Source organism: Microbulbifer sp. TB1203 (assembly GCF_030997045.1).
Classification (GTDB): domain Bacteria; phylum Pseudomonadota; class Gammaproteobacteria; order Pseudomonadales; family Cellvibrionaceae; genus Microbulbifer.
This window is the reverse complement of record NZ_CP116899.1, coordinates 4252020-4276258: the sequence shown is the minus strand read 5'-3', so window position 1 is coordinate 4276258 and position 24239 is coordinate 4252020. Positions and strand designations below refer to the sequence as shown.

Below are 24239 nucleotides of genomic sequence, written 5' to 3'. Positions count from 1 at the left end.
GCAATTACCTGCCGGGTTAATAAAAAGGCCCTCACAAGGGCCTTTTTATTAACTCAAGTTTCGGCGTTGCCCGCTGTGGGAGCCTGCCCTGCAGGCGAAAAGGCGGTGCTAAACGGCAACGCCGTTATTCGCCAGCAGGGCTGGCTCCCACAGGTTCCGGCCCTTCATTCGATAGCATCAGGGCTGGTTCCACGAACTTCGAAACTTAAGAGCATCTCTAAAAATCGTCATTCCCGCGAAAGCGGGAATCCAGAAACCCCATGGCTACTGGACCCCCGCCTTCGCGGGGGTGACGAGAAAAGAATTTTTAGAGGCGCCCTTAAGTTATTAACCGACTATTGCCGCCGACAACATCAGGCACACCTATCCTGACACAGGAGGGGCCTCCACTTCCGGTTGAGAACGCGGATTCGCGTACCACACCAGCAGCATGGCCACACCGATGGCCGGCAGCATCCACAAATTGAGCGCCTCCCAGCCCAGCCACGACTGCAGCTGCCCCGCCAGCAGGCTGCCGAAGGCGGCGCAGCCGAACACCAGAAAATCGTTGATGCCCTGCACCTTGGCCTTCTCAGCCGGGTGGTAACTGAGCGTGAGCAGCGAGGTGGCGCCGATAAAGGTGAAATTCCAGCCCATCCCCAGCGTCACCAGGGAAAACCAGTAGTACCAGTAAGCGGAACCCCACTGCGCCACCAGGCAGCAGAGCGCCAGCAGCACACAACCGCACTGGATGATGCGCGTCTCACCGAAGCGGCCAATCAGGCGCCCGGTAAAAAACGATGGCAGGAACATGCCCAGCACATGCCACTGGATCACGCTGGCGGTATCACCGAAAGAGTGGTGGTGCCCGTGCATGGCAATGGGCGTGGCCGTCATCACCAGCACCATCACCCCGTAGCCAATGGAGCCCGCCACTATGGCGGTAAACAGCACCGGCTGGCGCAACAGCGCCCGGTAGGAACGCGCAGGCCCCTGTTGCTCCGCGCTACCCGGCTTCGGCAGGGGCAGGCAGGATATCAGCACCAGCGTGAACAGATACAGGCCAATCAGCACGGCGAAGGCCCCGAGAAATTCCCGCTCGGGGGCAAACTGTCCGGACCATACCGCCAGGTATGGCCCCAGCACGGCCGCCACCACGCCACCCGCCATAACCAGGCTGATGGCCCGCGGCCGCGCCGCCGGCACACAGGCTTCAATGGCGGCAAAGCGGTATTGCTGGCTGACGCCGATGGAAACCCCGAGCAGAAAAGTGCCCGCGCAGAATAACGGGAAATGTTCCGCCCCCAACGCCAAATAGGCCAGCACCGCGCCGCCCACCCCGATCACATTCCCCAGCAGGAAGCCCACCTTGCGCCCCAGCCAGCGCATCAGATGCGCCGCCGGCAGCGTGGCCGCCATCACGCCGAGAAACTGTAGGGCCACCGGCAGAGTGACGTAGGTGGAAGAGGGGGCCAGTTGCTGGCCAATCAGCGCGGTTACCGATACCAGCAGGATATTGCCGGTGACCAACAGAGCGGTGCCGAGGGCCAGGCCCCAGACGGTGATGGGCAACATAATGGAGATCCTTGCACTGCACAGGGGGAGGAGCGTTACTATAACACCACAAATATTTACTATTGTCCGTACCCGCAAATGCCAGAAGAGAAATCGGCAGGCGAGGCAATCGCCACCCTGCCAACTCGACGCCATAAGAATGCCGGAGCGCCCATGCGTACCAATAGAAGAATCATGAAAAGAATCCTATTGCCTTTACTCGGCCTCGCCCTGTTGGCGGGCTGTGGTGAGGAAACCCGGAACACGGCAAAGCTTTCCGCCACCTCCCCCGCGGCCGCACCGGAAACCACACCCAAAATAGAGCGCCCCGAGGCCCCCAGCCTCACCGCCAAATACGCCGCGCTGCGTAAGCAGCAGATCGCCAATGTGGACTACGGCATCTCGGTCAAGCTGGATAGCGAATCCAAATCCTTCTCCGGCCGCGTCATCGCCGAAACCGAAATCGCCCGGCCGCTGCAGCGGCCACTCACGGTGGACTTCGCCGGTGGCGAGGTGCAGTCGGTCAGCGTGGGCGGCAAGGAAATCTCGTTCGACTACAACGGCTATTTCATCAGCATCGCCCCGGAGCAGCTGCAACAGGGCCAGAACAGCATCGCCATCGAATACACCCACCCTTACTCCACCGACGGCTCCGGCCTCCACCGCTTCGAAGACCCGGAGGACGGCAGCGTCTACCTCTACACCCACTTCGAACCCTACAAGGCCAACCGCTTCTTCCCCCATTTCGACCAGCCCGATCTGAAGGCCCGCTACACCCTGGACGTGGAGGCGCCGGGGGACTGGACCCTGGTCTCCGCCACGCGGGAAAACAAGGTGCAGCAGTTGGAGAACGGGCACAAACACTGGCGCTTCCCCGCCACCAGCAAGTTCTCCTCCTATATCTTTCCCCTGCACGCCGGCCCCTACGTAATCTGGGAAGACGATGCCGACGGCATCCCCCTGCGCCTGATGGCCCGCAAAACCCTGGCGGAAAACGTCAAACCCCAGGACTGGTTCACCTTCACCAAACAGTCCTTCGCCTTCTTCCAGGACTACTTCGGCATCGACTACCCCTTCGTGAAATACGACCAGGTGATCGTGCCGGACTTCACCATCGGCGCCATGGAAAACGTCGCCGCGGTCACCTTCAACGAGGCCTACGTCTCCCGCGGCGAAAAAACCCAGGCCGAGCGCCTGCGCCTGGCCAACGTGATCGCCCACGAGATGTCCCATATGTGGTTCGGCGACCTGGTCACCATGCAGTGGTGGAACGGCCTCTGGCTCAAGGAGAGCTTCGCCACTTATATGGCTAGCCTCGCGCTGGCGGAGAACAGCGAATTCGACGATGTGTGGGAAAACTTCTACCTGGGCACCAAGCAATGGGCCTACGGCGCCGACCAACTGGTTACCACCCACCCCATAGAAGTTTCAGTACCGGACACCGACCAGGCCTTCTCCAACTTCGACGGCATCACCTACGGCAAGGGCGGCTCGGCGCTCAAACAACTGCCCTATTACCTGGGCAAAGACACCTTCCGCGAAGGCGTGCACAACTACCTGAGCGAATACGCCTACCGCAATGCCGAACTGCGGGACTTTATGGGTCACCTCGGCAAGGCCGCCAACAAAGACCTGGACCAGTGGACCCAGGACTGGCTCTACCAGGCCGGGGTCAACACAATCTCCTCCAGCTACCAATGTAGCGACGACAAGATCACCCAGCTGACCATTGCGCAAACGGCACCGGACCTTGTAACCAAACAGCGCCCGGTACTGCGCGAACAGAAAATCCAGCTGGGCCTCTACCGCCTGCAGAACGACATCATGACCCGCGTGGCAGCGGTACCCGTCACCTACAGCGGTGCCACCACGAAAGTGAAAGCAGCCCAGGGCCTGCCCTGCCCGCAGATACTCAACCTCAACGACGAAGACTGGGCCTATGTAAAAACCAGCCTGGACGACAAATCCGTCGCCCAGGTATCCCAGCATATCAACGCCATCGAAAGCTCCTTCACCCGCCTGATGCTGTGGCAGAGCCTGTTCGACAGCGTCACCGACGCCAGGATGGCGCTGGCCGAATGGATCGACTTCGCCCTGAACAACGCCGGCGCCGAGAGCAATATCAACGTCATCCGCCTGATCAGCAACCACTTGGAAAAGGCAACGGCCTACCTGTATCGCATCGATATGCCGCAGGAACTGCGCGCGGAACAGCTACAGTCGATCGAAAACTTCACCTGGACCCAACTCAACACCGCCCCCGCCGGCAGCGACGCGCAGAAGACCTGGTTCGCAGCCTTCACCGAAATCGCCCACACCGATGAAGCGCTGGACCACGCAATACAGCTGCTGACCGGCGAACTGGAAATCGACGGCCTGCCCATCGACCAGGACAAACGCTGGCAACTGATCGTACTGCTGAACCGCCACCTGCAGGGCGACTACGAAAAGCTGGTTGCGGAAGAACTGAAAAAGGACAACACCGACCGCGCCCAGAACTACGCCATCAGCGCCCGCGCTATCAGGCCTAGCGCCCAAATGAAGAATGAATGGCTGGACAATATCCTGAACAAGCGCGACCAGTACAAACTCAGCCAGATCAAAGCCGCCGCCGGTGCGCTCTTCCCGGCGGAGCAGCTGAACCTCTACCGCGATACCAGCATACGGCTGTTCGGCGCCGTGCCGCAGGTGAGCGGCACCGCGGATACGCTGTACAACAAGGCCTATGCGATGCTGTTTCCGATTGTGTGCAGCAAAGGCGATATTGGTCAGTACAGCCAGGTACTGGACCAGAATCCGGAACTGATGCCGGCACTGGGACGGGTCCTTAAAAACCGCAAGCAGCAGAGTGAGTGGTGTATGGCGATGGCGGGACAACCCGGCGAAGCCAAGACTGACTAACCCCCACCTCGTCACCCCGGAATCGACCCGAAGCCCAGCTCTGATAAAGGCTGACTAACCCAATCCCCTCGTCACCTCCGGCTCGATCCGCAATTCCCTCGTCACCCCGGACTCGATCCGGGGTCCAGCTCTGATAGCGGGATAGAGAGCGATATCGAAATGGCAAAGATTGAAAACCAGGGCTGATCAGATAAACAAATGGCTGTCGAACCGAACCTCTGCCAGCCGCCGGGGAATCCCGCCTCAGTGCGGGGCTTGTTTTTGTGTTGGCGCAAAATTCTACCAAGATCAGCAGCATTTGCTTCTATCTGTCTGAAAGATTACGCAAGTGTTTGATTTATATGGGGATGCCGATATGATCAATAGCCCTAGTCTTGGGGAGATATAGAACAGCTGCTGTCTATTTCTGGCTTGCCAAATCCGAATGATCTTGTAACCAATTGATTTTTATGAAAATTGTTAATAACTGGCACTTTAGTTCTCAAGTAAATAGTGAGCACATAGATATAAAGCAGCGTCTTTTGAATTAACTGTGATGTTTTGGCTCCCTATGAGATGAAGCTTATATAGATGACCGTTTTATTTTTCGCAATATGTACGTTTAGCTTTCTATTCGGATTTTGGTGTTTCTACTGTTTCGATGAAGTGCTCAGACATCAATATATCCACCATCATGAAAGCTGGGTGGCAGACGGCAGACCCCACGGCTTCTTTTTCAAGCCACCTGATGCAGCGTCTCACCTTACTACCTTTTTCATGTTCAAATATGCTAAAACCCTGCGGGATATCCCCGCTTGGGCAGTAGAAGATGCGGCGGCGAAGAGACTAATCAAGCGTAACATGAAGTATGAAAGCCTTTGGAAGGCATACTGTTTGAAGGTCATTCCCGTTCTAGTGGTAGTAAGTATTGCAACATAACAAGCGGCTGTAGTACGGCCGAAAAATGCGCGGCCCGGACGCACTACGCTTTGCTCCGTGCGCCGCTAAACCGATCGTTAAGTAAAGGAAACATCAAACTATGAGAAAAGTACTTCTATCGACGCAAGCCATATTTATGGTGGTTTTCTTTATTGCATTTGTAGTCAGTTTTTTTGTGGTCGATAAAATTGAAGAAGAGTCTCGATTATTAGTAACAGAAAAGTTGGTCAAAGGTACTTCTTCTAAAGTTGACCTCGCTGAAGAAGTTCTCAACTCTAGGGCTGCAAACATGTACCTCAAAGATTATCAAATAGACGTGATACGCGAGGAAATTGATACGTTCAAAACCAATCCATACAAATACGTTGAGTCTTTAACTATTGACGCAGAAAACGTTGTCATAATCCCCCCTGAGTTTGAAACAAATAATCCATTGGAAGCAGCCTTGTTCGAAAAAATATTTTCCTGGAAGCAGGGCTTAAAATCTTATTTCAATAAAACATTTTCAGGGTTAATTACTGATATTCGTATTTTTCTTGGCACGAACTTTATCGCCCTGTTAATAGCCGCCTTTGTCTGCTTTAAAGCTACTTCACTTGGCAATAGAGCAATGGCATTATCTGCAATAATTACTATAGCCACAGCGCTTTCAGCATTTAGCTATATAAACGCAAACTGGTTATTAAATGTTCTTCTTAATAGTTATGCTGGTTATGGCTACGCAGGTGGTATTGCCATATTAACTGGGTGGTTATACCTGGAATACTCCGACAAGCTGGATAAAAATGCTTACCAAACGCATGCAACGGACAAATTTTAGCTGTCACCTTTTTCGCGCTGCGCAGCAAAAAAGCTGCCAGCTAAAATTTTCTCGTTATACGGGCGTAAAGCAATTCTGGGAAGGGGTCCATGAAAATAAAATGTTCTGGAATAAAGTATCGTCAAGGCTTTGTAGAGGTAGGCTCTGGAGTCCACGATGGGTTCGTCAACCTTGAAGTCTGGACTGTACAACCAGATAGCAGCAACTTCGAATCTGCTAGCGAGCTAGCCGAAGTTCCGGAGCATGAGATATCCAGCAATTCAGAAATTGAGCTAGATGTTGAGCAAGCAAAAAGCATGGTTGCTGAGATTCAAAAGGCTATTTTTTGCTATTGAGTCGGGCAATGCTTAAACAAATTGCACCAGTCGGAAAATTTGTTCCATGACTTTTTTGTGTTGCCGCTACTCTATAACACAAAAACCCACTCCACAAATTTCCGCTGTACAAGGCGTTACAAATCACTACACTAAGGAGAGTAAGCAATGAAAACTATTGAAAAATTGCTAATATCGAAAGGCCAACTGGATCGAATTTATGTTGGCAGTTTGAAATTGTATCTTTGGCGGTCTCTTCATAAGAGCTCGAAAAGCAGAAACCCTCTTTATCCAGATTTTGAAGAACGGGAAATAAGAGCTGGCGTGCTACGAGCTCCAGACGTTGAAATCATCAAATTAGAAAACGGGATCGAAATGGTGAAATCCGTTCTAGGTCAAGGAACATCATTGTTCCTAATTACCACCTAAGCTAAGCCGAGTTTAAGCAATCTTTCCGGCATTGGTGGAGTCCGGAGAGAGGCGTAGATAAGCCGGGGAATGAGCGCGCAAAGATCGAATCTGCGGTTGAATCGGTACTGGAATTCCGCCAGATAGCGCTGCGCATATTTAGGCCGGATTGCGTGGTAGGTACTGCGCAAAGCGCTCTTTAAATTGCCGAGTACAGTATTCACCCAATAGAACTCGGGCTCTTCAACGGAAGCGCGGCCACCACCACAGACAATCTTATCGTGTGCGCAACCTGCTTCAGTGACGGCATTGAAACACGCGAGGCCATCCGAGATGACAGTGCTGCCTTCACTCAGATGGCGCTTACTCCAGGCGGAAATCTCGGTGCTTCGGAAACCCTTGATGATGGAGAGCTTGATCCGGGATGGCTGGCCTTCCTTGGTGGTTTCAACAGCGGCAACAAAGGGTGTCTTGCCGTCAGCGCCGCGTCCTGGCTTGCATCCGGTACGCTCGCCGCCAAGATAGGCGTCATCCAGCTCGATGAAGCCGGACAGCTTGTAGTGCTGGTCCCGCTCCAGCATTACCTGCATGAGCTTCTGCTTCATGCGCCAGGCAGCGTTGTAGGAGATACCCAGGTGACGGGCCAGCTCCATGCAGGAGATGCCCTTCTTATCCTGGGTAATGAGGAAGATACCAAGAAACCAGGTGGTAAGGGGTAGCTTGGTGGAGTCGAAGATAGTGCGCGAGGTTATCGACGTCTGGCGGCGACATCGGTTGCACTGCTTCAGCTTGCGGTGAGACAAGTCGCAATACTTGTCATGCCCGCAGTGGGGACAGCGGAATCCGTCTGGCCATCGCCACCGGCAGAGCGCATCGAAGCACTGGTCCTCGGTTCCGTGCTCCTTGAGGAATTTGGTCAAACTGATGCCCTTCTGGAACTGTACCTTGTTGCGAGCCATGGCGGATTCCCTTGCAGATCAACGAGATAACTGTATTTATATACAGGTAATCGTTACTTAGCAAGAGTGGTAATTAGGTCATTGTTTGACCGTCCCGGTGCATTCAGGGAAGCCAACTGGACATACGGGTACGGAAATACCAAATGGCCTCATTATCACAAAAGATAGCTACAATAAACGGTTTAATGCTACCCACTACTCCATTAGTCCTAACTATGACATGCCTAAATTCCAGTTTATCCAGCTTCTGGATGCGCTGGCGAGAAATGCAGAATCTCACAAAAGGAAGTTGAGCAATGGCTGATTTAGAGTTATCAACTATTTTAATTAGTATACAATCTGTTCAAAAACAAATTGAGCACTTCGAAGGATTACTTGAATCAGAGACGGTTAGGGATAAGGCGGAAATTCAAGAGTTACTATTGTCCTACGATCAAGCAGCGGAAAATCTCAAAGAGATTTATATTTCTAGGCGCTCTTCGGGGAGTAATTACCCTGAGTATGAATCTTTGATCAAGAAGAATTTATAACATGCAAAGGCACGGAACGCCTACTATATGTACCCTTTTGTATGATCGCTACGTTCCCATTTTTGCACAAAATGGCGGATATAGTAGGCTTCCCATGAGCTTGACGCTAGTTGTTTATTAGTATGACTCAGATATTTAAAGCCGCATTGAATTCAGGAATCTCCGTAGGCGTTTTAGGTGGAGTTTTCTTGGGGGTTAACGAAATCTTATTTCACGACAGCGGTTTACTGTCGCTATTGGCCTTTCCCGTTGGAGGAGGATTATTTTTTATATTAGGGAGCATTCTTGCATTTTTATTGTTGCTGCCTCTAAAACCAATATTTATTTATTTCAAACCTTTCTTTTCATTTATTACGTTTGTAGCTGTGGGAGCCGGTATACCTTTTTGGATAGATCATTCAATAAATAAAATCCATGCCCACGGAATTGACCCATATTCTGAGGGTAACTTGTTACAAACAGTCATTATCGTGGCAATTCATTGCTTTTTAGGCGCTGTTGGGGCGGTTAGTGCATGGATAACATTGCGGAAAATTGATGCAAGAAGTGACAACTAACGTACATAAGCAGTTTACTCCGAGCCTTCGGTCCTCCGTGAGATGGCCTACGCTACGCTCTGCCCCCCCCTCTTGCGGGGTTAAATGCGCAAGGAAAGGAAATGCGACAATCACTGTTAGCTTTAACGCTGACCATTATGATAACAGGTGCAAGCGCCAGCTATCTGGCAGGTTCGGCGCTGTCAGCACCCGCCGTTCGCTCCATTGGGCCGGCGCCGGCCGATCTAAGAGCTGTTGATGTCGAATTCGCCGGGGTCAAAGGCTGGTTCGTGCCCGCAGGGGAAAACGCTCCGTGTCTTCTCCTCATGCATGGGGTCCGCTCAAATCGCCGGAGCATGATTGAGCGTGCGCGGTTGCTCCGACAGGCTGGCTACTCTGCGCTCCTGTTTGATTTCCAGGCCCACGGCGAGAGTTCGGGAGAGCACATCACCTTCGGCTATCGCGAGTCATCGAATGCGCGAGCGGCAGTCTCGCTCCTGCGCTCCCGCTTCAAGTGCTCAAAGGTAGGAGCCATCGGCCAGTCGCTGGGCGGCGCGGCGGCGCTTCTTGGGGAGAAGCCGATTGAAGTCGATGCACTCGTTTTGGAGTCGGTTTATCCCACGATTGATGAGGCGGTAGCTGCTCGGTTGAAACTCCGGCTGGGTGTAACCGTTCATTGTAGGGCGTCATTCACCACGGCAATCTGAAACACTATTCTGGCCACCGTCAACAACACGGAGGCCAACTATGAATTCTACAAATACCCACACCCCACGCCCGCGTCGATCCGCGGAGCAATGGCAATCACTCATCGACGAATGGCAAGTCAGCGGTATGCCCGCCACGCAGTTTTGCACCGAGCGTACGATCGGCTATGCCAGTTTCTGCCAGTGGCGCAAACGTCTGGCCACACCGGATCTGAATATTGTGCAAGACCGGAAAGCAGAACCTGACTTTATCGATCTCGCCACGCTGAACGTTGGTTCATCCTCAGGCTGGGAGATCGTACTGAGCCTCGGTAATGGCGTTGAGCTGAAGCTGAGTCAGAGCTAATGTTCTCGGTAGGAACCCGCGCGAGGATCCTGCTGTGCACCGAGCCCACGGATATGCGCAAATCCTTCGGTGGGCTATCGGCGCTGGCCAAAAACCAGCTCGATGAAAACCCGCTCGAAGGTCAGTACTTCGTCTTTATCAACCGCCGCAAAACCATGATGAAGGTGCTGTACTTCGAGCCCTCCGGCTACTGCCTGTGGAACAAGCGCCTGGAGCAGGGCCAGTTCCCTGTGCGCTCTTCAGCATCGGGGAGACGCTGGCTGAGCTGGTCCGACCTGCAGCTGATCCTCGACGGGATCGAGGTGCAAAAATCCCGGCAATTGAAGCGCTATAAACACAATCCATAGTGTCATCTTGGTACAATCCACGTCATGAAACGCGCTGACAAATCCGAAGACATCTTCTCCGAAGAGGCCCGCCAGGACCACGCACTCCTGTCTGCAGAGCAGCAGGAGAACGCGCGTCTGCGCGAAGAAAATGCGCAGCTGAAGAAGCGGCTCGACTGGTTCAATAAACAGCTCTTTGGCCAGAAGTCGGAAAGACGTCTGGCGGAAGCCAATCCTCATCAGCCCTCCCTGCTGGGCGCGGCTACTGAGTCCGCCCCCGTCGAAGGTGAGAAGATCACCATCACCTACCAGCGCGGCAAGGCGCCCAAGCAACGCGGTGAAGATTGCGTCAATGACAGCGGCCTGCGCTTCGGCCCGGACGTTCCGGTGCAGGTCATCGAACAGACACCGCCGGAGCTTATAGGCCCTGAAGCAGATCAATTTGAAGTGATCGGCACCAAAACCACCCACCGCCTGGCCCAGCAACCGGCCAGTTACGTGGTGCAGGAATATCGGCGCCCGATCTTGAAGCGCAAAGGCGAGGACAAGCCACTGCCCAGCCCGGCACCGGCCAATGTCCTTGAGAAGAGCATCGCCGACGTCAGCTTCCTGGTGGGCATGCTAGTGGACAAGTTCCAGTACCACCTGCCGCTGTACCGCCAGCACCAGCGCCTCACTCAGGCGGGTGTAACCCTGAGTCGCGCCACTCTCACCAACTTGTGCAGGCGTTCCATCGAGCTGCTACGCCCCATCGCGGCGGCACAGCTCCTCAGTATCCTGCAAAGCCGGGTGCTGGCTATGGATGAAACCCCGATCAAGGCCGGCAAGAGCGGCAAATCCAGTGCCGGCCCCGGAAAAATGAAACAGGGCTACTTCTGGCCTCTGTACGGGGAACGCGACGAAGTGGCCTTTACCTTCAGCGCCAGCCGCGGGCGCGCGCATATCGAGAAAATCCTCAAAACGGACTTTACCGGCACGCTGCTGAGTGACGGCTACACCGCCTATGCGCGCTTTGTCGAAGAGAATACCGGCATCACCCACGCCCAATGCTGGGTGCACAGCCGTCGCTATTTTATCGATGCAGAACAGCAAGAACCGCAGGCAGTTCGTTACGCCCTGGACCACATTGCCCGTCTGTACAAGATTGAAGAGGAAATTGCCAAGGCAGGCTTCACTGGCGACAAGAAGCGTAGCTACCGGCTCGCCCACAGCAAACCGGTAGTGGATCAGTTCTTCCAGTGGTGTCAGGCCCAAATACAGCGCACAGACCTGATTCCCTCCGACCCGCTCACCAGAGCACTCGGCTATGTGATCCAGAGAGAGCAAAAGCTCAGAGTGTTCCAGGAGGACCCGGATTTACCCCTGGACACCAATCACCTGGAGCGCGCCCTGCGTCCGATTCCAATGGGCAGGAAGAACTGGATGTTCTGCTGGACCGAGCTAGGCGCGGAGCATGTGGGCATCATCCAGAGCCTGATTACCACCTGCAAGCTGCACGATATCAATCCGTACACGTATCTCACGGATGTGCTCCTTCGAGTTGGCCAGCATCCGGCCAGAGAAGTTGCAGATCTGACACCGCGAATGTGGAAGGAAAAGTTTGCAAGCAATCCCTTGCGATCAGACATCTACCGCTGGGGCAATGACGTCTTAGAATGAGCGGTTACGGCTGGGTGAGGTGGGCGCCCTCGTCGCGCCTCTTCTCACCCTGCAGTTGAAACCCCGACTGGGTATAGCTCCCGAGGAGCTTCGCCCCATCAGCCGCATCGGCCAATTTCACGGTCCGGTGCTGGTAATGGCTGGCACGGAAGATAAGCACACGCCCATCGAGGAAGCGGAGCGTCTCTTCGCCGCAGCCAAGGAGCCGAAGGAGTTCTGGGCGGTGCCAGGCGCGGCGCATGTTGATCTGCAGCGGTTTGAGCCTGTGGTTTATCGCCGAAAGCTGCTTGATTTTCTCGCAAAGCACTTGGGGACGCCTCAGCTTGCGAAACGCGATTTTTTGGATGAAATATAACCAGGAGGGCCGGAGTTTTTCTTCAGCCTAAACGCTGCAATCAGACCAAGTTTGTGTGCTTTTTGGGCCAAAATGGGAGTGCTTCGACTGTGCAAAAAATGTGCAAAGTTGGTCGCCCGCTGCATTACAGGTTAACGACTCAACTTTGGCTCGATACATTTTTCAAGTGCTTCTGTAGTAGATTGTTCTTTTTATTTATGTCTTTAATAAGTTCAGGGAAGACAAGCAGTCTACAGTTTATATGGCCAAGTATACCCTTGGGCAATAACTCAATTGTATGTTTGACTACACATCCCTTCTCATTTGGGCGAAAGATTACAGATTGCCGGATTTCCCTAAACGGAAAAAATCTCATTGAATCTAGCGGCAAATTATCTTTATTTGAACAGGAAGAACCATATACAACTTTACTGCCCTTAGAGAGTTCCTCAATTGGTATATAGATAGGGGCCATCAAAGGTATGGGATTGGATACCTCAATACCAGATAATTTGTTTTCAGAAAGGTGAAAGAAAAGTCCCTGCCACTCTTCTGGATCCGTCCATTTCTCGCAATCCTTATAGAACACTAAGTGCTCGAAAGCTTCATTGGTATCTACAGGTAAATGTGTTGTTATTGTCCGAGAAATCATATTGTAAATATACTCTGTTATTTATCTATGACCAGCGCTAACGCACCTAGCAGGCGCAGGTTTGTAGTTGAGCCGAAGGCGCAACGGAAAGCCTGTCGTCCTGCCTGGGCAGGCTATAATGAGCTGCTACCTCCAGAGCGCCAAATACTTCTTGCGAAGCTCTTCTCTCTCCCGCTTGGACATATTTGAAATTGCCAAGCCTTTGGAGCATCTATTTTCAATCAGATACTCTTGCCAGCTTGGAGGAGAACCAGGCAACCTTTCTTCAGGTTGTGGAAGCCTAAAGTTGATCAGCTTGACTGTAAAATAGCTGAATTTTTGCTCTCCGCGCATTATTTTAAATGACTGCCAAAAATGCATATGCCCAAATAAAACGGAAGTCATTAACAAGAGTGAAACGAGCGGAACAACGCGAACACTCTTTGCCGCTACGCCGATCACAAGCTCAATAATTGACCAGGCAGTAAGGAGTAAAAATACTGTTGTATACGCCCAAAATGGATTGAAGTGCTCCGGGCGATGATCCCATACATCTTCAAAACTCCAGCACTCAAATGGAAGGACAGTCATAAAAATATGGAATCTAAAAAGTATTAGAACTGTCGTAATAGACAGAACTAAAATCATGACTCGCCATCCGCATGATTCCAGGTATCTCACTTTATTCTGGCTTAACGAGACTGTAGAAAAACTCTGGCCTTTCGTCCTGGTTATATCTCGCACAAAAAATCGCGCTCCTACGTGAATTCTGGACCTGTTTTGTATGGCGAAAAGTAGCTCAGAGCACTCTCCGCACGAAAAATTTGCCACTTCAAAAAGTGCTCGAGTTTTTCTACAGCCTGAACGCCGCCAGCAGCGGCGGCCGTAGCGTTTTCTGCACGAAGCGCATTGCGTAGGCCGTCCGGCGGAGGCGCGCAGCGCCGGAGCATACTGACTGGCCTTGTATGGTCCAATTCCCCTAAACCTCAGTAATAGTATATATAGCTTTTATTCGGAAAATGAGAATTTCCCCCAGGTCGACTTATCGTTAGATACTGCTTTTTCGGGATAAAAGAATTCTGAATTCCTGTTGCCTTCGTGATTAATGGCGCTTACACCAAACATCATATTCCAAGTGTTACCCGGAAATTTCTTGCGTGACGCCTGGACTTGCCTGTGTGTTCCTTTAGCCCATATAGGACCCTTTCTATTTTCGGGATCTTCAAGCCCAGAAAAGGGTACCCAGAATCCGGCATAATCTTTGAGTATCCACTTGCCGGATGCACGTTCCCATCCTTTGTCTGTGAGTACACTTTCCCCCATTTGGGCGGAGAGATGAAATTTGTGGAGATGGCCTGTTTCTGCATGTTCTATGTAAAGGTCTAAGACTGTGATATCTTCTGCTTTACCTTTGGCGCATATGTAGAAGTAGTCCTTATCGTGCATTAGATAAATGGATGCCTGCGCTGGCAACTCGATCTTTGTTGCTGCTTCCCATTCATCATTGCCACAACGGCCGTCCAATAATGCTACTTTGTTGGTTGGGTTAATAGCAATGGTTTCGGAAGCATTGGCTTCAGTGGCTACGAATGATAGGTAGGCGCTCAATAACAGCAGTTTTGTCATATTTTGCATGGGATTTCTCGTGTTGTTTCGGGTTTAGGCTCTTATAACAGTACACTTCAATTTAAAACTATTTTTGATGGACGTTTCGCCTCCCATACGACAGATCCACAGTGACATTTACCATTTATTGATTTTTCCATCATTCCTCCTTGGAAGCCTAACGAGGCTGTAGAAAAACTCCGGCAGCGGCTCAATATTCTCGAGCACTTGAATATCAGCCTGCCTCACAGCGAGCTTCGTAGCTAAGACAAATATCGCTTCGAAAATCTGTGATGCGGCAACAACTGTGCCGACGAGACGAAAGAGATCTGCATCGTGATCGTAGGTAGTCACTAGTGCCACCCAATGTTACGCACACCAATTCGAGCTGCGAGCATCCGGCAGCCGAAGGCTGCGTAGTACCGCACCTTGTTAAGCAATTTCCTATCCTGAACTTTCATTTCATTTTCTAGTAAGTCGTATAACATTAGGAAATTTTTCTGAAGCCCACTCGTGGCATAGATCATCCAAGAATTGCGTTAGTTCAGCATCAGCTATTTCTGGAGGTATAAAAATGCCAGCATTTCTACGTTTACCTTCTGACCCTACATAGAAGGTTGACCAGTCTTTGCCCCTTCTTTCTATCAACACTTCTCGGCCAAAGATACTGTACTTATACGACTCCATGTATCTTCCCTTTGCTTAACAGTTTTATTAACTTCTTTCTTTTGCACAGGAGTGTCCTACGTTGAATACTTCCTGAGCAGATTCTATCCAGGGTACGGTAAATTGTGTACTAGAACTCCCATTGAGCTCAAAATATCCCGCATCAATATTATTTATGCGCAGCTTCATCCAATCTCCGTCTAAAACTGCAACTTCTGGATCTGGTATAGGTTCAACCCCGGCTATACGCGCTACTGAGCTAACTGTTGAATTCTTCAGTTTATCAATAGCGACCCTAATGCCATCACAATTATCAATATTTAATTTATAAAAGTTTGGTTTTGACTCGTCTTCATAGTGATGATCGTACAAGTACAGCGTATTCTGACTTATTGAAAATTGATGCTCAGGCTCTGCCGAAAACCATACAGCCTGCTCATAGAACATTTCACCTGCATAGAATTTTTCTCCATAGTGACGTTCAAGTGGAGAAGCCTCTCTATAAATGCTTGAGCACCCTGCCAAAACGGTAATGCAAAATAGAACCAAATGTTTCATGAAGTTAACACTGATTTCAGGGACAAATTGCTTTATACATATTTTACGCGAGAATACGAGCGTAGCGAACCGTATAAAATGTGCATAAAGTGGCTTGCCCCTGGGAGGGTTAGTTATTTGTTGTCCGGCGTACAGTAGTAAACGATTCCGCAGTATACAGCATGATTCGATGCAGCTTCTTTTGAATTACGCCTACTCTCTCTGAATAATTCTTTTGGTGCTTCAACTAAAACGTTTCCACCATACTTTGATGCTTTAAACTTAGCCTCTCTTAGAGCCTCAAACTTGTCTCGGCCTGATCCGGATATGAAACCCAACGGCTTACAGTTTGGCTCGTGGTACATAACTTTTACCTTACTGCCTGAGTTGGAACACCCCCAAACTAAAATGACAACCATCGTAAAAAGTAGAAATTTATTCATTCTCTATAAATAATGCTGCCAACACGCGCAGCTTTGTAGTGAAGGCGAAGCTGCAACGAAGAAGCGGTCGCAGCGCTTGGTCTGGTTATGCTTTTGATGTTAGTGGAACCCGCATATGTTTCATAACTCTATTTTCAAGGATACGAACAAGCATCGGGTCCATACGTTCATATTCGTCAGGAATATCTAAGCAGACAAGCTTCTTATTCTTTAAAAGGTCCTTGTACTTTTTGGATACTTTATTTCGATGGCTACTTTCCATTACAAAGATTATGTCAGCCCATTCAATCAAATCACCACCAATAGGTGTTTCCGCATCGGAATTCGTACCGCAACCGACAGCATTAACGTTTTGGTATTTTGAAAACACTTCCTCACCTGTGGGGCTGCGAAGTCTATTTTCACTGCACACAAACAACAGATTCACATGATTTCCTTATTGAGTATAACGTTGTAGTAACCGGCGGCCGGAGTGTTTTGCGCACGAAAGTACGCAGCGTAGGCCGTCCGGTGCGCATCTTTTGCGCGCGCAGTTGATTACCTTGTTAAGCATTTTCTCGCTCAATAGCCTGCTCTAATGATTTAATGCCAGCCTCTACAGACGGATGATCATAAACCCAGCGCTCGCCCAAGAACTGCTTAACCGTCCTAGAACCAAGTAGTGTTGTCATAGCTTTAGAAGTACGCGCTTGCAAGAGCTCATGAGCCAAGCCCATTACATCCTCACTCAGGTCCGCCTGTGGCTCGCCAAGTTCCTCATGCCATTCTTTCTGAACTGCAGATATTAACTTTCCCGCCGCCTTCTCTGATTCTGATTTTTCTCTCGGCATGACTCAATGCTTAACGAGGCTGTAGAAAAACTCCGGCCCCTTCTTTCTGTTTGTATTTTGCCCAGCAAATCGCATTCCTACGTGAATTCTGGACCTGTTTTGCATGTTGAAAAGCATTTCAGAGCACTCTCCACACAAAAAATTTGCCACCTCAAGAAGTGCTCGAGTTTTTCTACAGCCTGAATGTGGAGATCAGGGGCAGTTTACTATGTGCGCCTTTTTGCGCAGAATGGAAGCGTAGCGACCGCGCGAAAAGATGCTCATAGTAAACTGTCCCCTGGATCGACTGGTTATAACCGGGGCTTCTCTATACACTCCCGGAACTCCTCTTTATTATCTTTCAGAATTTCAAAGAACTCCTCTGGCGTAGAATCCACAGCACGTTGAAAGTATCCAATAATAGCTTTTTTCGTTGGCTCAATCTTAAAAAATGATGCTGCGCAGAACCCCTTAATGCTTGCTTCTTCGCTTGAAATATCTTCGTGAACTGCAAATATCATGGAAAATGTTGATGCCATACTAGCATTAGTAGCTTTGGCCATAGCTTCTAACTCTTTATCAGAAGCGTACTCCAAGCCACGCTCTAATTCTGCCAAATCTTCCTGCGTAAAATCATCTTCAACGCAATAGGAATATGAAGTCCAACAAATAGAAAATATCAATAGTAGATTTTTCATGCGTAACTTTGTGTTATAACAATTTTATTCATGAGCCACAGGCTCATTATCACCAAGCGCTTGCACACTGGCGCGCAATTCCACACAGAAAATTTTTCCTATTAGAATCAAATAGACAATCAATATTTTTTCTTCGTATTCAAAGTAAAGCGAGCCATGCGCTCTGTAATCCTTATCAGCCTTCGGCTCAAAGTCTCTGTGTTACTTCCTTTAAAGTCAACCACTTAGCGGAGGTTTGCCGGTGAACAAGAGCCGTTGGCTTCTGAATACCAGCTTGGGGGCAGCCCACCGTATGAAACGCCTCTGCGGGGAGCAGCATCCCAAACCGCATCAGGGCTCAAGCACCATCAGTTCGATCTTCTCAAACACAGTGGGGTGGCTTTCCGCCTGAATCGCGATGTAGCCTTCGTTGAGTAGAAGGTCTTCGCCGGTGATCAGCCTTTTTGCATCGGCGTCTTTGGAGTCGAGTTGCGGCTTTTCGTACTCCATCACCACTTCGCCGTCGACGATGTGGCGCATTACGTCGCCGCCGCGCACTTCCATTTCGACGGTGACCAGCTGATCGCCGTGGAAGGTTTTTTTGACGGTGGCGGGGATGCAGTGTTCGGTGACGAGTTTGCCCTCCATGACGATGTTGGTACCGGGCGTGCAGGCATTGAGTGAGGCACGTTCGTTTTCACCGTCGCCGCCGAGCAGTTGCACTTCAATGGAGACGGGGAAATTCTGGTTGATGTCCATGGTGTTGGGCGGTTGGCTGTGGAGCATCATGCCGTTGTTGCGCAGCGCCCAGGGCGGGCCGTTCTCGACCTGCTCACCAATGATGCGGTACTGCACGCGCAGGCGGTAATGGGAGAATTTGTCCTTGTAGAAGAGATGGCCGAACTCGCCGTCGAACTTGTCCCATTCGTCGTAGGAGACCACGAGCGCACCGTTTTCGACGCGGAAGGTGTTTCGGTAGTTTTCCCCCAGTTCGTGCCCACGGAACTTGGGTGTCCAGCCGTCCAGGTCCTTGCCGTTGAATAGTTGTATCCAGGTCCCGTTGGCGGCCGCCGGTTGATCGGGTTCTGCATCTGCACAAGAGGTAAGCATGGAAACGGCGAGGGTGGCGGTCGCAATGAAGAGCGTGAAAGGTTTGAGCATAGGGATGTTTCCTTGTCGGAATGCCGCTATCCGGGCTTCCGGTCTGTATGATTTTTGAACAAAATTCTCGACATGGCGCTGGCAATCCCTTATAGTGCGCGCCCGCTGTACGTCTCCGCTATGGCGAAGTTGATTCAACAACGCCCATTTTGCAAGCTCCCAGGAATACGCTCTTGATCTCCACCGCGAACATTACCATGCAGTTCGGCGCTAAGCCGCTGTTTGAAAACATCTCCGCAAAGTTCGGTAATGGCAACCGTTACGGCCTTATCGGGGCGAATGGCTGCGGCAAGTCGACGTTTATGAAGATCCTCAGCGGTGCTTTAGCCCCCTCTGCCGGCAATGTCTCGATTGCGCCCGGGTGTACCGTGGGTACATTGAGCCAGGATCAGTTTGCTTTCGAGGAGTACAGTGTTGTCGATGCTGTGATCATGGGAGACGCGGCCCTTTGGGCCGTAAAGCAGGAGCGTGACCGCATATACTCGCTTCCCGAGATGAGTGAAGACGACGGCATGCGCGTCGCTGAGCTGGAAGTCCAGTTTGCGGAAATGGACGGCTATAGCGCGGAGAGCCGTGCGGGCGAGATTCTGCTGGAAGCCGGAATAGACGAAGCGCTGCATTTTGGCCTGATGAAACAGGTTGCACCCGGTTGGAAGCTGCGGGTATTGCTGGCACAGGCGCTATTTGCCGATCCCGATATCCTGCTGCTGGACGAGCCGACCAACAACCTGGATATTCACACCATCCACTGGCTGGCGGAAATCCTGAACCAGCGCAAAAGCACCATGATCATCATTTCCCATGATCGCCACTTCCTGAACTCTGTTTGCACGCACATGGCCGATATCGATTATGGCGAGTTGCGTATCTTCCCCGGCAACTATGAAGACTTTGTCGCGGCTTCGACGCTGATTCAGGATCAGTTGCACGCGGAGAACGCCAAGAAGAGTGCGGAGCTGGAAGAGTTGCAGAGTTTTGTTAACCGCTTCTCCGCGAATGCGTCCAAGGCCAAACAGGCAAGCTCCCGCGCCAAGAAGATGGAAAAGATCAAGCTGGACGAAGTAAAGCCGTCCAGCCGGGTTTCTCCGTACATTACCTTTAAACAGTGCAAGAAATTACACCGACAGGCGCTGGTTCTGGAAGGCGTATCCCATGGCTTTGAGGAGCCTCTGTTTAAGGGCGGAGAGATGATTCTGGAAGCCGGTGCGCGACTGGCTGTAATCGGTGAAAACGGCGTCGGCAAAACCACATTCCTGCGCTGCCTGGTCAACGAGATCCAGGCCAATAGCGGTGAAATCAAGTGGTCCGAAAATGCGGCCGTGGGTTACTGCCCGCAGGACAGCAGTGCGGATTTTGACTGCGATCTCACCATATTCGAGTGGATGTCGCAGTGGCGCACCCCCAAGCACGATGACCTGGCGGTGCGGGGCATTCTGGGCCGGCTGCTGTTTACCGCGGATGATGCCAACAAGAAGGCAAAGGTTTGTTCCGGTGGTGAGAAAAACCGCCTGCTGTTCGGCAAGTTGATGATGATGGACACCAATGTGTTGATCATGGATGAACCCACCAACCATTTGGATATGGAAGCGATTGAAGCGCTGAACAATGCCCTGGCAAAATACGAAGGCACATTGATTTTCGTGAGCCACGACCGCCAGTTTGTGTCGTCATTGGCGACCAGGGTTGTTGAAATCAAGGATCAGACACTGATCGATTTTCAGGGAACCTACGACGAATATCTGGCGAGCCAGTCGCAGCCGGGTTTACGGGTTGCCTGATGTGCCCGGCCCTTTGGGCTCCATCCATGACGGCTTCGCATCTGCCGCTCCAGGCCTTGTAACTGGTAGATGCGCTTCGCTTATCACTTAAGGAACCTCAACGTCATTCCGGCGAAGGCCGGAATCCAGAAGCCCTTGATTTCTCTGGACCCCGGCCTACGCCGGGGTGACGAAATAGACTTGTTCAGAGGTTCCTTAAGGAACCTCCGATTAACGTCATTCCGGCGAAGGCCGGAATCCAGAAGCCCTTGATTTCTCTGGGCCCCGGCCTACGCCGGGGTGACGAAATGGACTTGTTCAGAGGTTCCTTAAGGAACCTCCGATTAACGTCATTCCGGCGAAGGCCGGAATCCAGAAGCCCTTGATTTCTCTGGACCCCGGCCTGCGCCGGGGTGACGAAATGGACTTATTCAGAGGTTCCTTAAGGAACCTCTGAATAACGTCATTCCGGCGAAAGCCGGAATCCAGAAACCCTTGATTTCTCTGGACCCCGGCCTACGCCGGGGTGACGAAATGGACTTGTTCAGAGGGTTCCTTAAGTAAGTGCCATTCACCGAGCGACTAGAGCTTCCTCACCCCCGCACTCCGATCCCGAATCGCCTTGAATTCCGATCCCTCCTTCCACTCCGGCCAGCGGGTCGAGCTGCCCAGGTCACTCATAATCATGCGGATTGCGGAGATATCCTGCACGGCGCCGGTGAGGTCCCAGTTCGGGTCCCAGGCGTCGCAGGTTTTGTGATAGCAGTTGCTCACATAATCGGCGATCCATTTTTCTCCGGCCTCGCGGCCGCCATCCACCAGGTCTGCGCCACCGGCGATGCCCATGATCAGCAGTACCGGTACGCCCTGCCGGGCCATGGAGAAGTGGTCCGCGCGGTAGAAGAGGCCGTTTTCGGGCAGGGATTCCGGGGTGACCGTGCGGCCCTGGCTGTGGGCGGCGCGGGCCAGGTCGTCTTCCAGTTCACTTTGCCCTTCACCGACCAGTATCACATCCCGTGCGGCGCCGGCGGTCTGGAGGATATCCAGGGTGAAGTTGGCGACCGTCTTCTCCAGGGGATAGAGCGGGTTAGCCGCATAGGCCTGGGAGCCGAGCAGGCCGCTTTCCTCGCCGGTCCACACGGCGAACAGTACGCTTCTGTCCAGCGCCGGTCCGGCTTTTAACACCCGCGCCAGTTCCAGTACGCCGGCGGTGCCCAGCGCGTCGTCGTTGGCACCGGGACGCACGGTGCGGCCTTGGGCGTCGGGTTCGCCCGTGCCATAGGCGTCCCAGTGGGAGGAGACCATCAGGATTTCATCCGGGCGCTCGCTGCCGGGAAGGATGGCCAGTACGTTGTGGCTCTCGATGTTTTCGACGGTTGTGGCGAGATCCGCGTTGAAAGTGATTCCCTCCAGATCAAAGGCTTCAAATTCGGGGGAGCGGGCTTCGACGCGCAGTTTGTCCAGATCCAGGCCGGCGCGTTCGAGCAGTCGGGCAGCGGCGTCGTTGTGTAACCAGCCCTGCAGTGAGACGGGCGGGGTACTCTCTCCGCTTTGCGCCAGCGCGTAGTTTTCCCCCGGCGATGAGGAGGCCACGCTCCAGGGGTAGCCGGCGGCATCCGTCTCGTGGATAACCAGCGCCGCGAGGGCACCGCGCCGCGCGGCTTCCTCGAACTTGTAGGCCCAGCGTCCGTAATAGGTCATGCGCCGGTCGCCAAACCGGCCCGCCGCCGGTTCGTCCGGGCCCGCGGCAAAATCGGGATCGTTGACCAGGAAGAGGGCGACCTTGCCCTTGAGGTCGATATTGCCGAAGTCGTTCCAGTCCCGTTCCGGGGCGTCCACACCAAAGCCGACGAAAGCGATGGGCGCATCGGCGATCTCGATGCGATCGAGATTGCGCAGGGTACTGACTTCGATATCCGCACCCTGTGCCAGCGGGAGATGTTCGCCACCGGTACTCAGGAACATGGTGGCGGGTGTATTGATCCGGGTGTGGACCATGGGCACGATCTGGGTCCAGCTGCCATTTTCACCGCCGGGTTCCAGACCCAGTGATTTGAATTCTTCGATCAGGTAGGCGACGGTTTTCTCTTCGCCCGGAGTTCCTGGCGCCCGCCCGCCGAACTCCTCGGAAGCGAGTACTTTCACGATGTTGGAGAGGCGCTCGGGATCGATTTGTATGGTGTTCTCTTCAGGCTTTGAGCACGCGGCCACCGCCAGGATGGACAGGAACAGGCAAACTGCTCGGTAGATCATTATGGCTCTCATTTTTTGCGGAGGGGATAGAGGTGATCGGGTAACCATATCATTAGCCGTAACGTCGCGTGAAACGGGCTGCCGTGGACTCATGGCTATCTACCCTTTGTAGGAGCGGGCCATGCCCGCGATGGGCTCAGCCAATGGCATATGCCGATCGCGGGCATGGCGGATGGCCGCCCCGCCGCTCCTACAGGAGTCATGAGGATGTCGGGACAGCGATCCCACCGGCACCACATACATGCGCCATTGAAAGCATTAATGTGCCAATGCACCACACTGGTGCGGCTCGACCCCGAGCCGGCGAATGGTAGAACCTGCAAATACGGCGCACCGTTTGTCGCGGGATGGCACAGAACTTGCCTCAATATTTGTGGGCATCGCACTTGTACTAGGCGCTGTCCAGAACAAAAAATCAGTTTCCATGGACAACGGCGTCCTCCAACCCTGCTGCACAGCCTGCGGGGCGGGAGACGCCGTTTTTTGTGCGCCGGGAAAAATACCCGGCCACCGGCGGTATCGATTGGAAACTTCCAGCTATTCGGAATTTGGGGGCAACACTATGGCTTACCTATTACCATCGGAATTCGCGACCAAAATGGTCGACGCCGGTGAAGCAAAAATCTTTATGTCCACGCGGGATACCCTGATCAGGGCTTATATGGCGGGGGCTATCCTGGCGCTGGCGGCGGTGTTCGCGATCACCATCACCGTGACCACCGGCAGCCCGCTGCTGGGCGCGGTGCTGTTTCCGGTCGGCTTCTGCATGCTGTACCTGATGGGCTTCGACCTGCTTACCGGTGTGTTCGTGCTGGTGCCGCTGGCCTGGCTGGATCGGCGGCCCGGGGTCACCATCAAGGGTATTCTCAGGAACTGGGGCCTGGTTTTCCTGGGCAACTTTGCCGGGGCGCTGACAGTAGCCTTGATGATGGCCTTCGTGTTCACCTACGGTTTCTCGGTGGAGCCCGGTGTCGTTGGGCAGAAGATCGCCGGTATCGGCGAGGCGCGTACCCTGGGTTACGCGGAGTACGGTGCCGCAGGCTGGTTCACCATTTTTATTCGCGGCATGCTGTGTAACTGGATGGTTTCCATGGGCGTTGTGGGCGCGATGATTTCCACCAACGTGAGCGGCAAGGTGCTGGCCATGTGGATGCCGATCATGCTGTTCTTCTTCATGACCTTCGAGCACTCTGTGGTGAACATGTTCCTGTTCCCCTCGGCCATGCTGATGGGCGGCGGTTTCTCAATCATGGATTATTTCCTCTGGAACGAGATCCCCACCGCGCTCGGCAACCTGGTGGGCGGCCTCGCCTTTACCGGCCTGACCCTGTACAGCACCCACGTGCGCACCGCGCCTAAGCGCAACCTGGGCGGCGACAGCGCGAAGCCGGCGCTGGCCAGCTGATCGA

General features: G+C 52.7%; 25 protein-coding genes. 14 read left to right on the top strand and 11 right to left on the bottom strand.

Translation table 11 applies throughout. The features are described from left to right. Positions 1-363: 363 nt before the first annotated feature. Positions 364-1554 carry an MFS transporter gene (locus tag PP263_RS18400; protein ID WP_308365354.1) on the bottom strand — a complete coding sequence of 397 codons (1191 nt, stop codon included), beginning with the start codon at positions 1552-1554 and terminating at the stop codon, positions 364-366. A gap of 174 nt (positions 1555-1728) precedes the next feature. Here PP263_RS18400 and pepN point away from each other — a divergent pair, with 174 nt between their 5' ends. The 4 genes from pepN (at position 1729) to PP263_RS18380 (ending at position 6915) form a co-directional block, all read left to right on the top strand. Continuing rightward, positions 1729-4434 carry an aminopeptidase N gene (pepN, locus tag PP263_RS18395; RefSeq protein WP_308365353.1) on the top strand — a complete coding sequence of 902 codons (2706 nt, stop codon included), beginning with the start codon at positions 1729-1731 and terminating at the stop codon, positions 4432-4434. A 1018-nt stretch (positions 4435-5452) separates the two neighbouring features. Continuing rightward, a complete protein-coding gene (locus PP263_RS18390; protein WP_308365352.1) occupies positions 5453-6172 on the top strand; it encodes a hypothetical protein in 720 nt (239 codons plus the stop codon). Positions 6173-6261: 89 nt separating this feature from the next. After that, a complete protein-coding gene (locus PP263_RS18385; RefSeq protein WP_308365350.1) occupies positions 6262-6507 on the top strand; it encodes a hypothetical protein in 246 nt (81 codons plus the stop codon). 147 nt (positions 6508-6654) lie between these two features. Further along, a complete protein-coding gene (locus tag PP263_RS18380; protein ID WP_308365349.1) occupies positions 6655-6915 on the top strand; it encodes a hypothetical protein in 261 nt (86 codons plus the stop codon). Here PP263_RS18380 and PP263_RS18375 read toward each other — a convergent pair. Further along, positions 6912-7853 carry an IS1595 family transposase gene (locus PP263_RS18375; protein ID WP_308365347.1) on the bottom strand — a complete coding sequence of 314 codons (942 nt, stop codon included), beginning with the start codon at positions 7851-7853 and terminating at the stop codon, positions 6912-6914. The genes PP263_RS18380 and PP263_RS18375 overlap by 4 nt on opposite strands. 97 nt (positions 7854-7950) lie before the next feature. On the opposite strand from PP263_RS18375, the gene PP263_RS22755 reads away from it, so the two are divergent. The 8 genes from PP263_RS22755 to PP263_RS18340 all read left to right on the top strand — a co-directional run bounded on the left by PP263_RS22755 (position 7951) and on the right by PP263_RS18340 (position 12312). Then, positions 7951-8157 carry a hypothetical protein gene (locus PP263_RS22755; protein WP_374693727.1) on the top strand — a complete coding sequence of 69 codons (207 nt, stop codon included), beginning with the start codon at positions 7951-7953 and terminating at the stop codon, positions 8155-8157. Next, positions 8150-8383, top strand: a complete 234-nt coding sequence (locus tag PP263_RS18370) for a hypothetical protein (RefSeq protein ID WP_308365346.1) — start codon at positions 8150-8152, stop codon at positions 8381-8383. Before PP263_RS22755 ends, PP263_RS18370 begins: the two co-directional genes overlap by 8 nt. A 122-nt stretch (positions 8384-8505) precedes the next feature. Further along, positions 8506-8940 carry a hypothetical protein gene (locus PP263_RS18365; protein ID WP_308365345.1) on the top strand — a complete coding sequence of 145 codons (435 nt, stop codon included), beginning with the start codon at positions 8506-8508 and terminating at the stop codon, positions 8938-8940. Positions 8941-9041: 101 nt separating this feature from the next. After that, positions 9042-9626 carry an alpha/beta fold hydrolase gene (locus PP263_RS18360; protein ID WP_308365344.1) on the top strand — a complete coding sequence of 195 codons (585 nt, stop codon included), beginning with the start codon at positions 9042-9044 and terminating at the stop codon, positions 9624-9626. A 40-nt stretch (positions 9627-9666) separates the two neighbouring features. Continuing rightward, complete coding sequence (locus PP263_RS18355) at positions 9667-9972, top strand: IS66 family insertion sequence element accessory protein TnpB (RefSeq protein ID WP_308365343.1); 306 nt, start codon at positions 9667-9669, stop codon at positions 9970-9972. Further along, positions 9972-10319, top strand: a complete 348-nt coding sequence (gene tnpB / locus PP263_RS18350) for an IS66 family insertion sequence element accessory protein TnpB (RefSeq protein WP_308365342.1) — start codon at positions 9972-9974, stop codon at positions 10317-10319. Before PP263_RS18355 ends, tnpB begins: the two co-directional genes overlap by 1 nt. A gap of 24 nt (positions 10320-10343) precedes the next feature. After that, complete coding sequence (locus PP263_RS18345; RefSeq protein ID WP_308365341.1) at positions 10344-11957, top strand: IS66 family transposase; 1614 nt, start codon at positions 10344-10346, stop codon at positions 11955-11957. A 136-nt stretch (positions 11958-12093) separates the two neighbouring features. Next, positions 12094-12312 (top strand): hypothetical protein, encoded by a 219-nt coding sequence (locus tag PP263_RS18340; RefSeq protein ID WP_308365340.1) that lies wholly within the window; start codon positions 12094-12096, stop codon positions 12310-12312. 757 nt (positions 12313-13069) lie between these two features. Here the strand turns inward: PP263_RS18340 and PP263_RS18335 are convergent. The 8 genes from PP263_RS18335 to PP263_RS18300 form a co-directional block, all read right to left on the bottom strand. After that, on the bottom strand, positions 13070-13570 hold the full coding sequence (locus PP263_RS18335; RefSeq protein WP_308365339.1) for a hypothetical protein: 501 nt from the start codon (positions 13568-13570) through the stop codon (positions 13070-13072). A gap of 360 nt (positions 13571-13930) precedes the next feature. Beyond that, positions 13931-14557 (bottom strand): hypothetical protein, encoded by a 627-nt coding sequence (locus tag PP263_RS18330; protein ID WP_308365337.1) that lies wholly within the window; start codon positions 14555-14557, stop codon positions 13931-13933. Between the two features lie 108 nt (positions 14558-14665). Then, positions 14666-14881 (bottom strand): hypothetical protein, encoded by a 216-nt coding sequence (locus tag PP263_RS18325; RefSeq protein ID WP_308365336.1) that lies wholly within the window; start codon positions 14879-14881, stop codon positions 14666-14668. Between the two features lie 360 nt (positions 14882-15241). Beyond that, the gene (locus tag PP263_RS18320) at positions 15242-15751 is read right to left on the bottom strand and encodes a hypothetical protein (RefSeq protein ID WP_308365335.1); all 510 of its coding nucleotides are present in this window, start codon (positions 15749-15751) and stop codon (positions 15242-15244) included. Between the two features lie 507 nt (positions 15752-16258). Further along, positions 16259-16600 (bottom strand): phosphotyrosine protein phosphatase, encoded by a 342-nt coding sequence (locus tag PP263_RS18315; RefSeq protein ID WP_308365334.1) that lies wholly within the window; start codon positions 16598-16600, stop codon positions 16259-16261. Between the two features lie 118 nt (positions 16601-16718). Next, positions 16719-17003, bottom strand: coding sequence for a hypothetical protein (locus PP263_RS18310; RefSeq protein ID WP_308365333.1), 285 nt, complete (start codon positions 17001-17003; stop codon positions 16719-16721). A 290-nt stretch (positions 17004-17293) separates the two neighbouring features. Beyond that, complete coding sequence (locus tag PP263_RS18305) at positions 17294-17680, bottom strand: hypothetical protein (protein ID WP_308365332.1); 387 nt, start codon at positions 17678-17680, stop codon at positions 17294-17296. Between the two features lie 330 nt (positions 17681-18010). Beyond that, a complete protein-coding gene (locus PP263_RS18300; protein ID WP_308365331.1) occupies positions 18011-18820 on the bottom strand; it encodes a DUF1080 domain-containing protein in 810 nt (269 codons plus the stop codon). A gap of 173 nt (positions 18821-18993) precedes the next feature. On the opposite strand from PP263_RS18300, the gene PP263_RS18295 reads away from it, so the two are divergent. Further along, complete coding sequence (locus PP263_RS18295) at positions 18994-20598, top strand: ABC-F family ATPase (RefSeq protein ID WP_308365329.1); 1605 nt, start codon at positions 18994-18996, stop codon at positions 20596-20598. A 561-nt stretch (positions 20599-21159) separates the two neighbouring features. Here PP263_RS18295 and PP263_RS18290 read toward each other — a convergent pair. Continuing rightward, the gene (locus tag PP263_RS18290) at positions 21160-22830 is read right to left on the bottom strand and encodes a M28 family peptidase (protein ID WP_308365327.1); all 1671 of its coding nucleotides are present in this window, start codon (positions 22828-22830) and stop codon (positions 21160-21162) included. 562 nt (positions 22831-23392) lie between these two features. Here PP263_RS18290 and PP263_RS18285 point away from each other — a divergent pair. Next, positions 23393-24235 carry a formate/nitrite transporter family protein gene (locus tag PP263_RS18285; RefSeq protein ID WP_308365326.1) on the top strand — a complete coding sequence of 281 codons (843 nt, stop codon included), beginning with the start codon at positions 23393-23395 and terminating at the stop codon, positions 24233-24235. Positions 24236-24239 lie beyond the last annotated feature (4 nt).

What these genes read in the sequence shown, in the direction of transcription:
- PP263_RS18370 (WP_308365346.1), top strand. Translation starts at nt 8,150, where the DNA reads ATGGCTGATTTAGAGTTATCAACTATTTTAATTAGTATACAATCTGTT.
- PP263_RS18355 (WP_308365343.1), top strand. Translation starts at nt 9,667, where the DNA reads ATGAATTCTACAAATACCCACACCCCACGCCCGCGTCGATCCGCGGAG.
- PP263_RS18400 (WP_308365354.1), bottom strand. Translation starts at nt 1,554, where the DNA reads ATGTTGCCCATCACCGTCTGGGGCCTGGCCCTCGGCACCGCTCTGTTG.
- PP263_RS18375 (WP_308365347.1), bottom strand. Translation starts at nt 7,853, where the DNA reads ATGGCTCGCAACAAGGTACAGTTCCAGAAGGGCATCAGTTTGACCAAA.
- tnpB (WP_308365342.1), top strand. Translation starts at nt 9,972, where the DNA reads ATGTTCTCGGTAGGAACCCGCGCGAGGATCCTGCTGTGCACCGAGCCC.
- PP263_RS18320 (WP_308365335.1), bottom strand. Translation starts at nt 15,751, where the DNA reads ATGAAACATTTGGTTCTATTTTGCATTACCGTTTTGGCAGGGTGCTCA.
- PP263_RS18360 (WP_308365344.1), top strand. Translation starts at nt 9,042, where the DNA reads ATGCGACAATCACTGTTAGCTTTAACGCTGACCATTATGATAACAGGT.
- PP263_RS18365 (WP_308365345.1), top strand. Translation starts at nt 8,506, where the DNA reads ATGACTCAGATATTTAAAGCCGCATTGAATTCAGGAATCTCCGTAGGC.
- PP263_RS18310 (WP_308365333.1), bottom strand. Translation starts at nt 17,003, where the DNA reads ATGCCGAGAGAAAAATCAGAATCAGAGAAGGCGGCGGGAAAGTTAATA.
- PP263_RS18285 (WP_308365326.1), top strand. Translation starts at nt 23,393, where the DNA reads ATGGCTTACCTATTACCATCGGAATTCGCGACCAAAATGGTCGACGCC.
- PP263_RS18300 (WP_308365331.1), bottom strand. Translation starts at nt 18,820, where the DNA reads ATGCTCAAACCTTTCACGCTCTTCATTGCGACCGCCACCCTCGCCGTT.
- PP263_RS18380 (WP_308365349.1), top strand. Translation starts at nt 6,655, where the DNA reads ATGAAAACTATTGAAAAATTGCTAATATCGAAAGGCCAACTGGATCGA.
- PP263_RS18330 (WP_308365337.1), bottom strand. Translation starts at nt 14,557, where the DNA reads ATGCAAAATATGACAAAACTGCTGTTATTGAGCGCCTACCTATCATTC.
- PP263_RS18390 (WP_308365352.1), top strand. Translation starts at nt 5,453, where the DNA reads ATGAGAAAAGTACTTCTATCGACGCAAGCCATATTTATGGTGGTTTTC.
- pepN (WP_308365353.1), top strand. Translation starts at nt 1,729, where the DNA reads ATGAAAAGAATCCTATTGCCTTTACTCGGCCTCGCCCTGTTGGCGGGC.
- PP263_RS18385 (WP_308365350.1), top strand. Translation starts at nt 6,262, where the DNA reads ATGAAAATAAAATGTTCTGGAATAAAGTATCGTCAAGGCTTTGTAGAG.
- PP263_RS18340 (WP_308365340.1), top strand. Translation starts at nt 12,094, where the DNA reads ATGGCTGGCACGGAAGATAAGCACACGCCCATCGAGGAAGCGGAGCGT.
- PP263_RS18345 (WP_308365341.1), top strand. Translation starts at nt 10,344, where the DNA reads ATGAAACGCGCTGACAAATCCGAAGACATCTTCTCCGAAGAGGCCCGC.
- PP263_RS18305 (WP_308365332.1), bottom strand. Translation starts at nt 17,680, where the DNA reads ATGAAAAATCTACTATTGATATTTTCTATTTGTTGGACTTCATATTCC.
- PP263_RS18335 (WP_308365339.1), bottom strand. Translation starts at nt 13,570, where the DNA reads ATGATTTTAGTTCTGTCTATTACGACAGTTCTAATACTTTTTAGATTC.
- PP263_RS18290 (WP_308365327.1), bottom strand. Translation starts at nt 22,830, where the DNA reads ATGATCTACCGAGCAGTTTGCCTGTTCCTGTCCATCCTGGCGGTGGCC.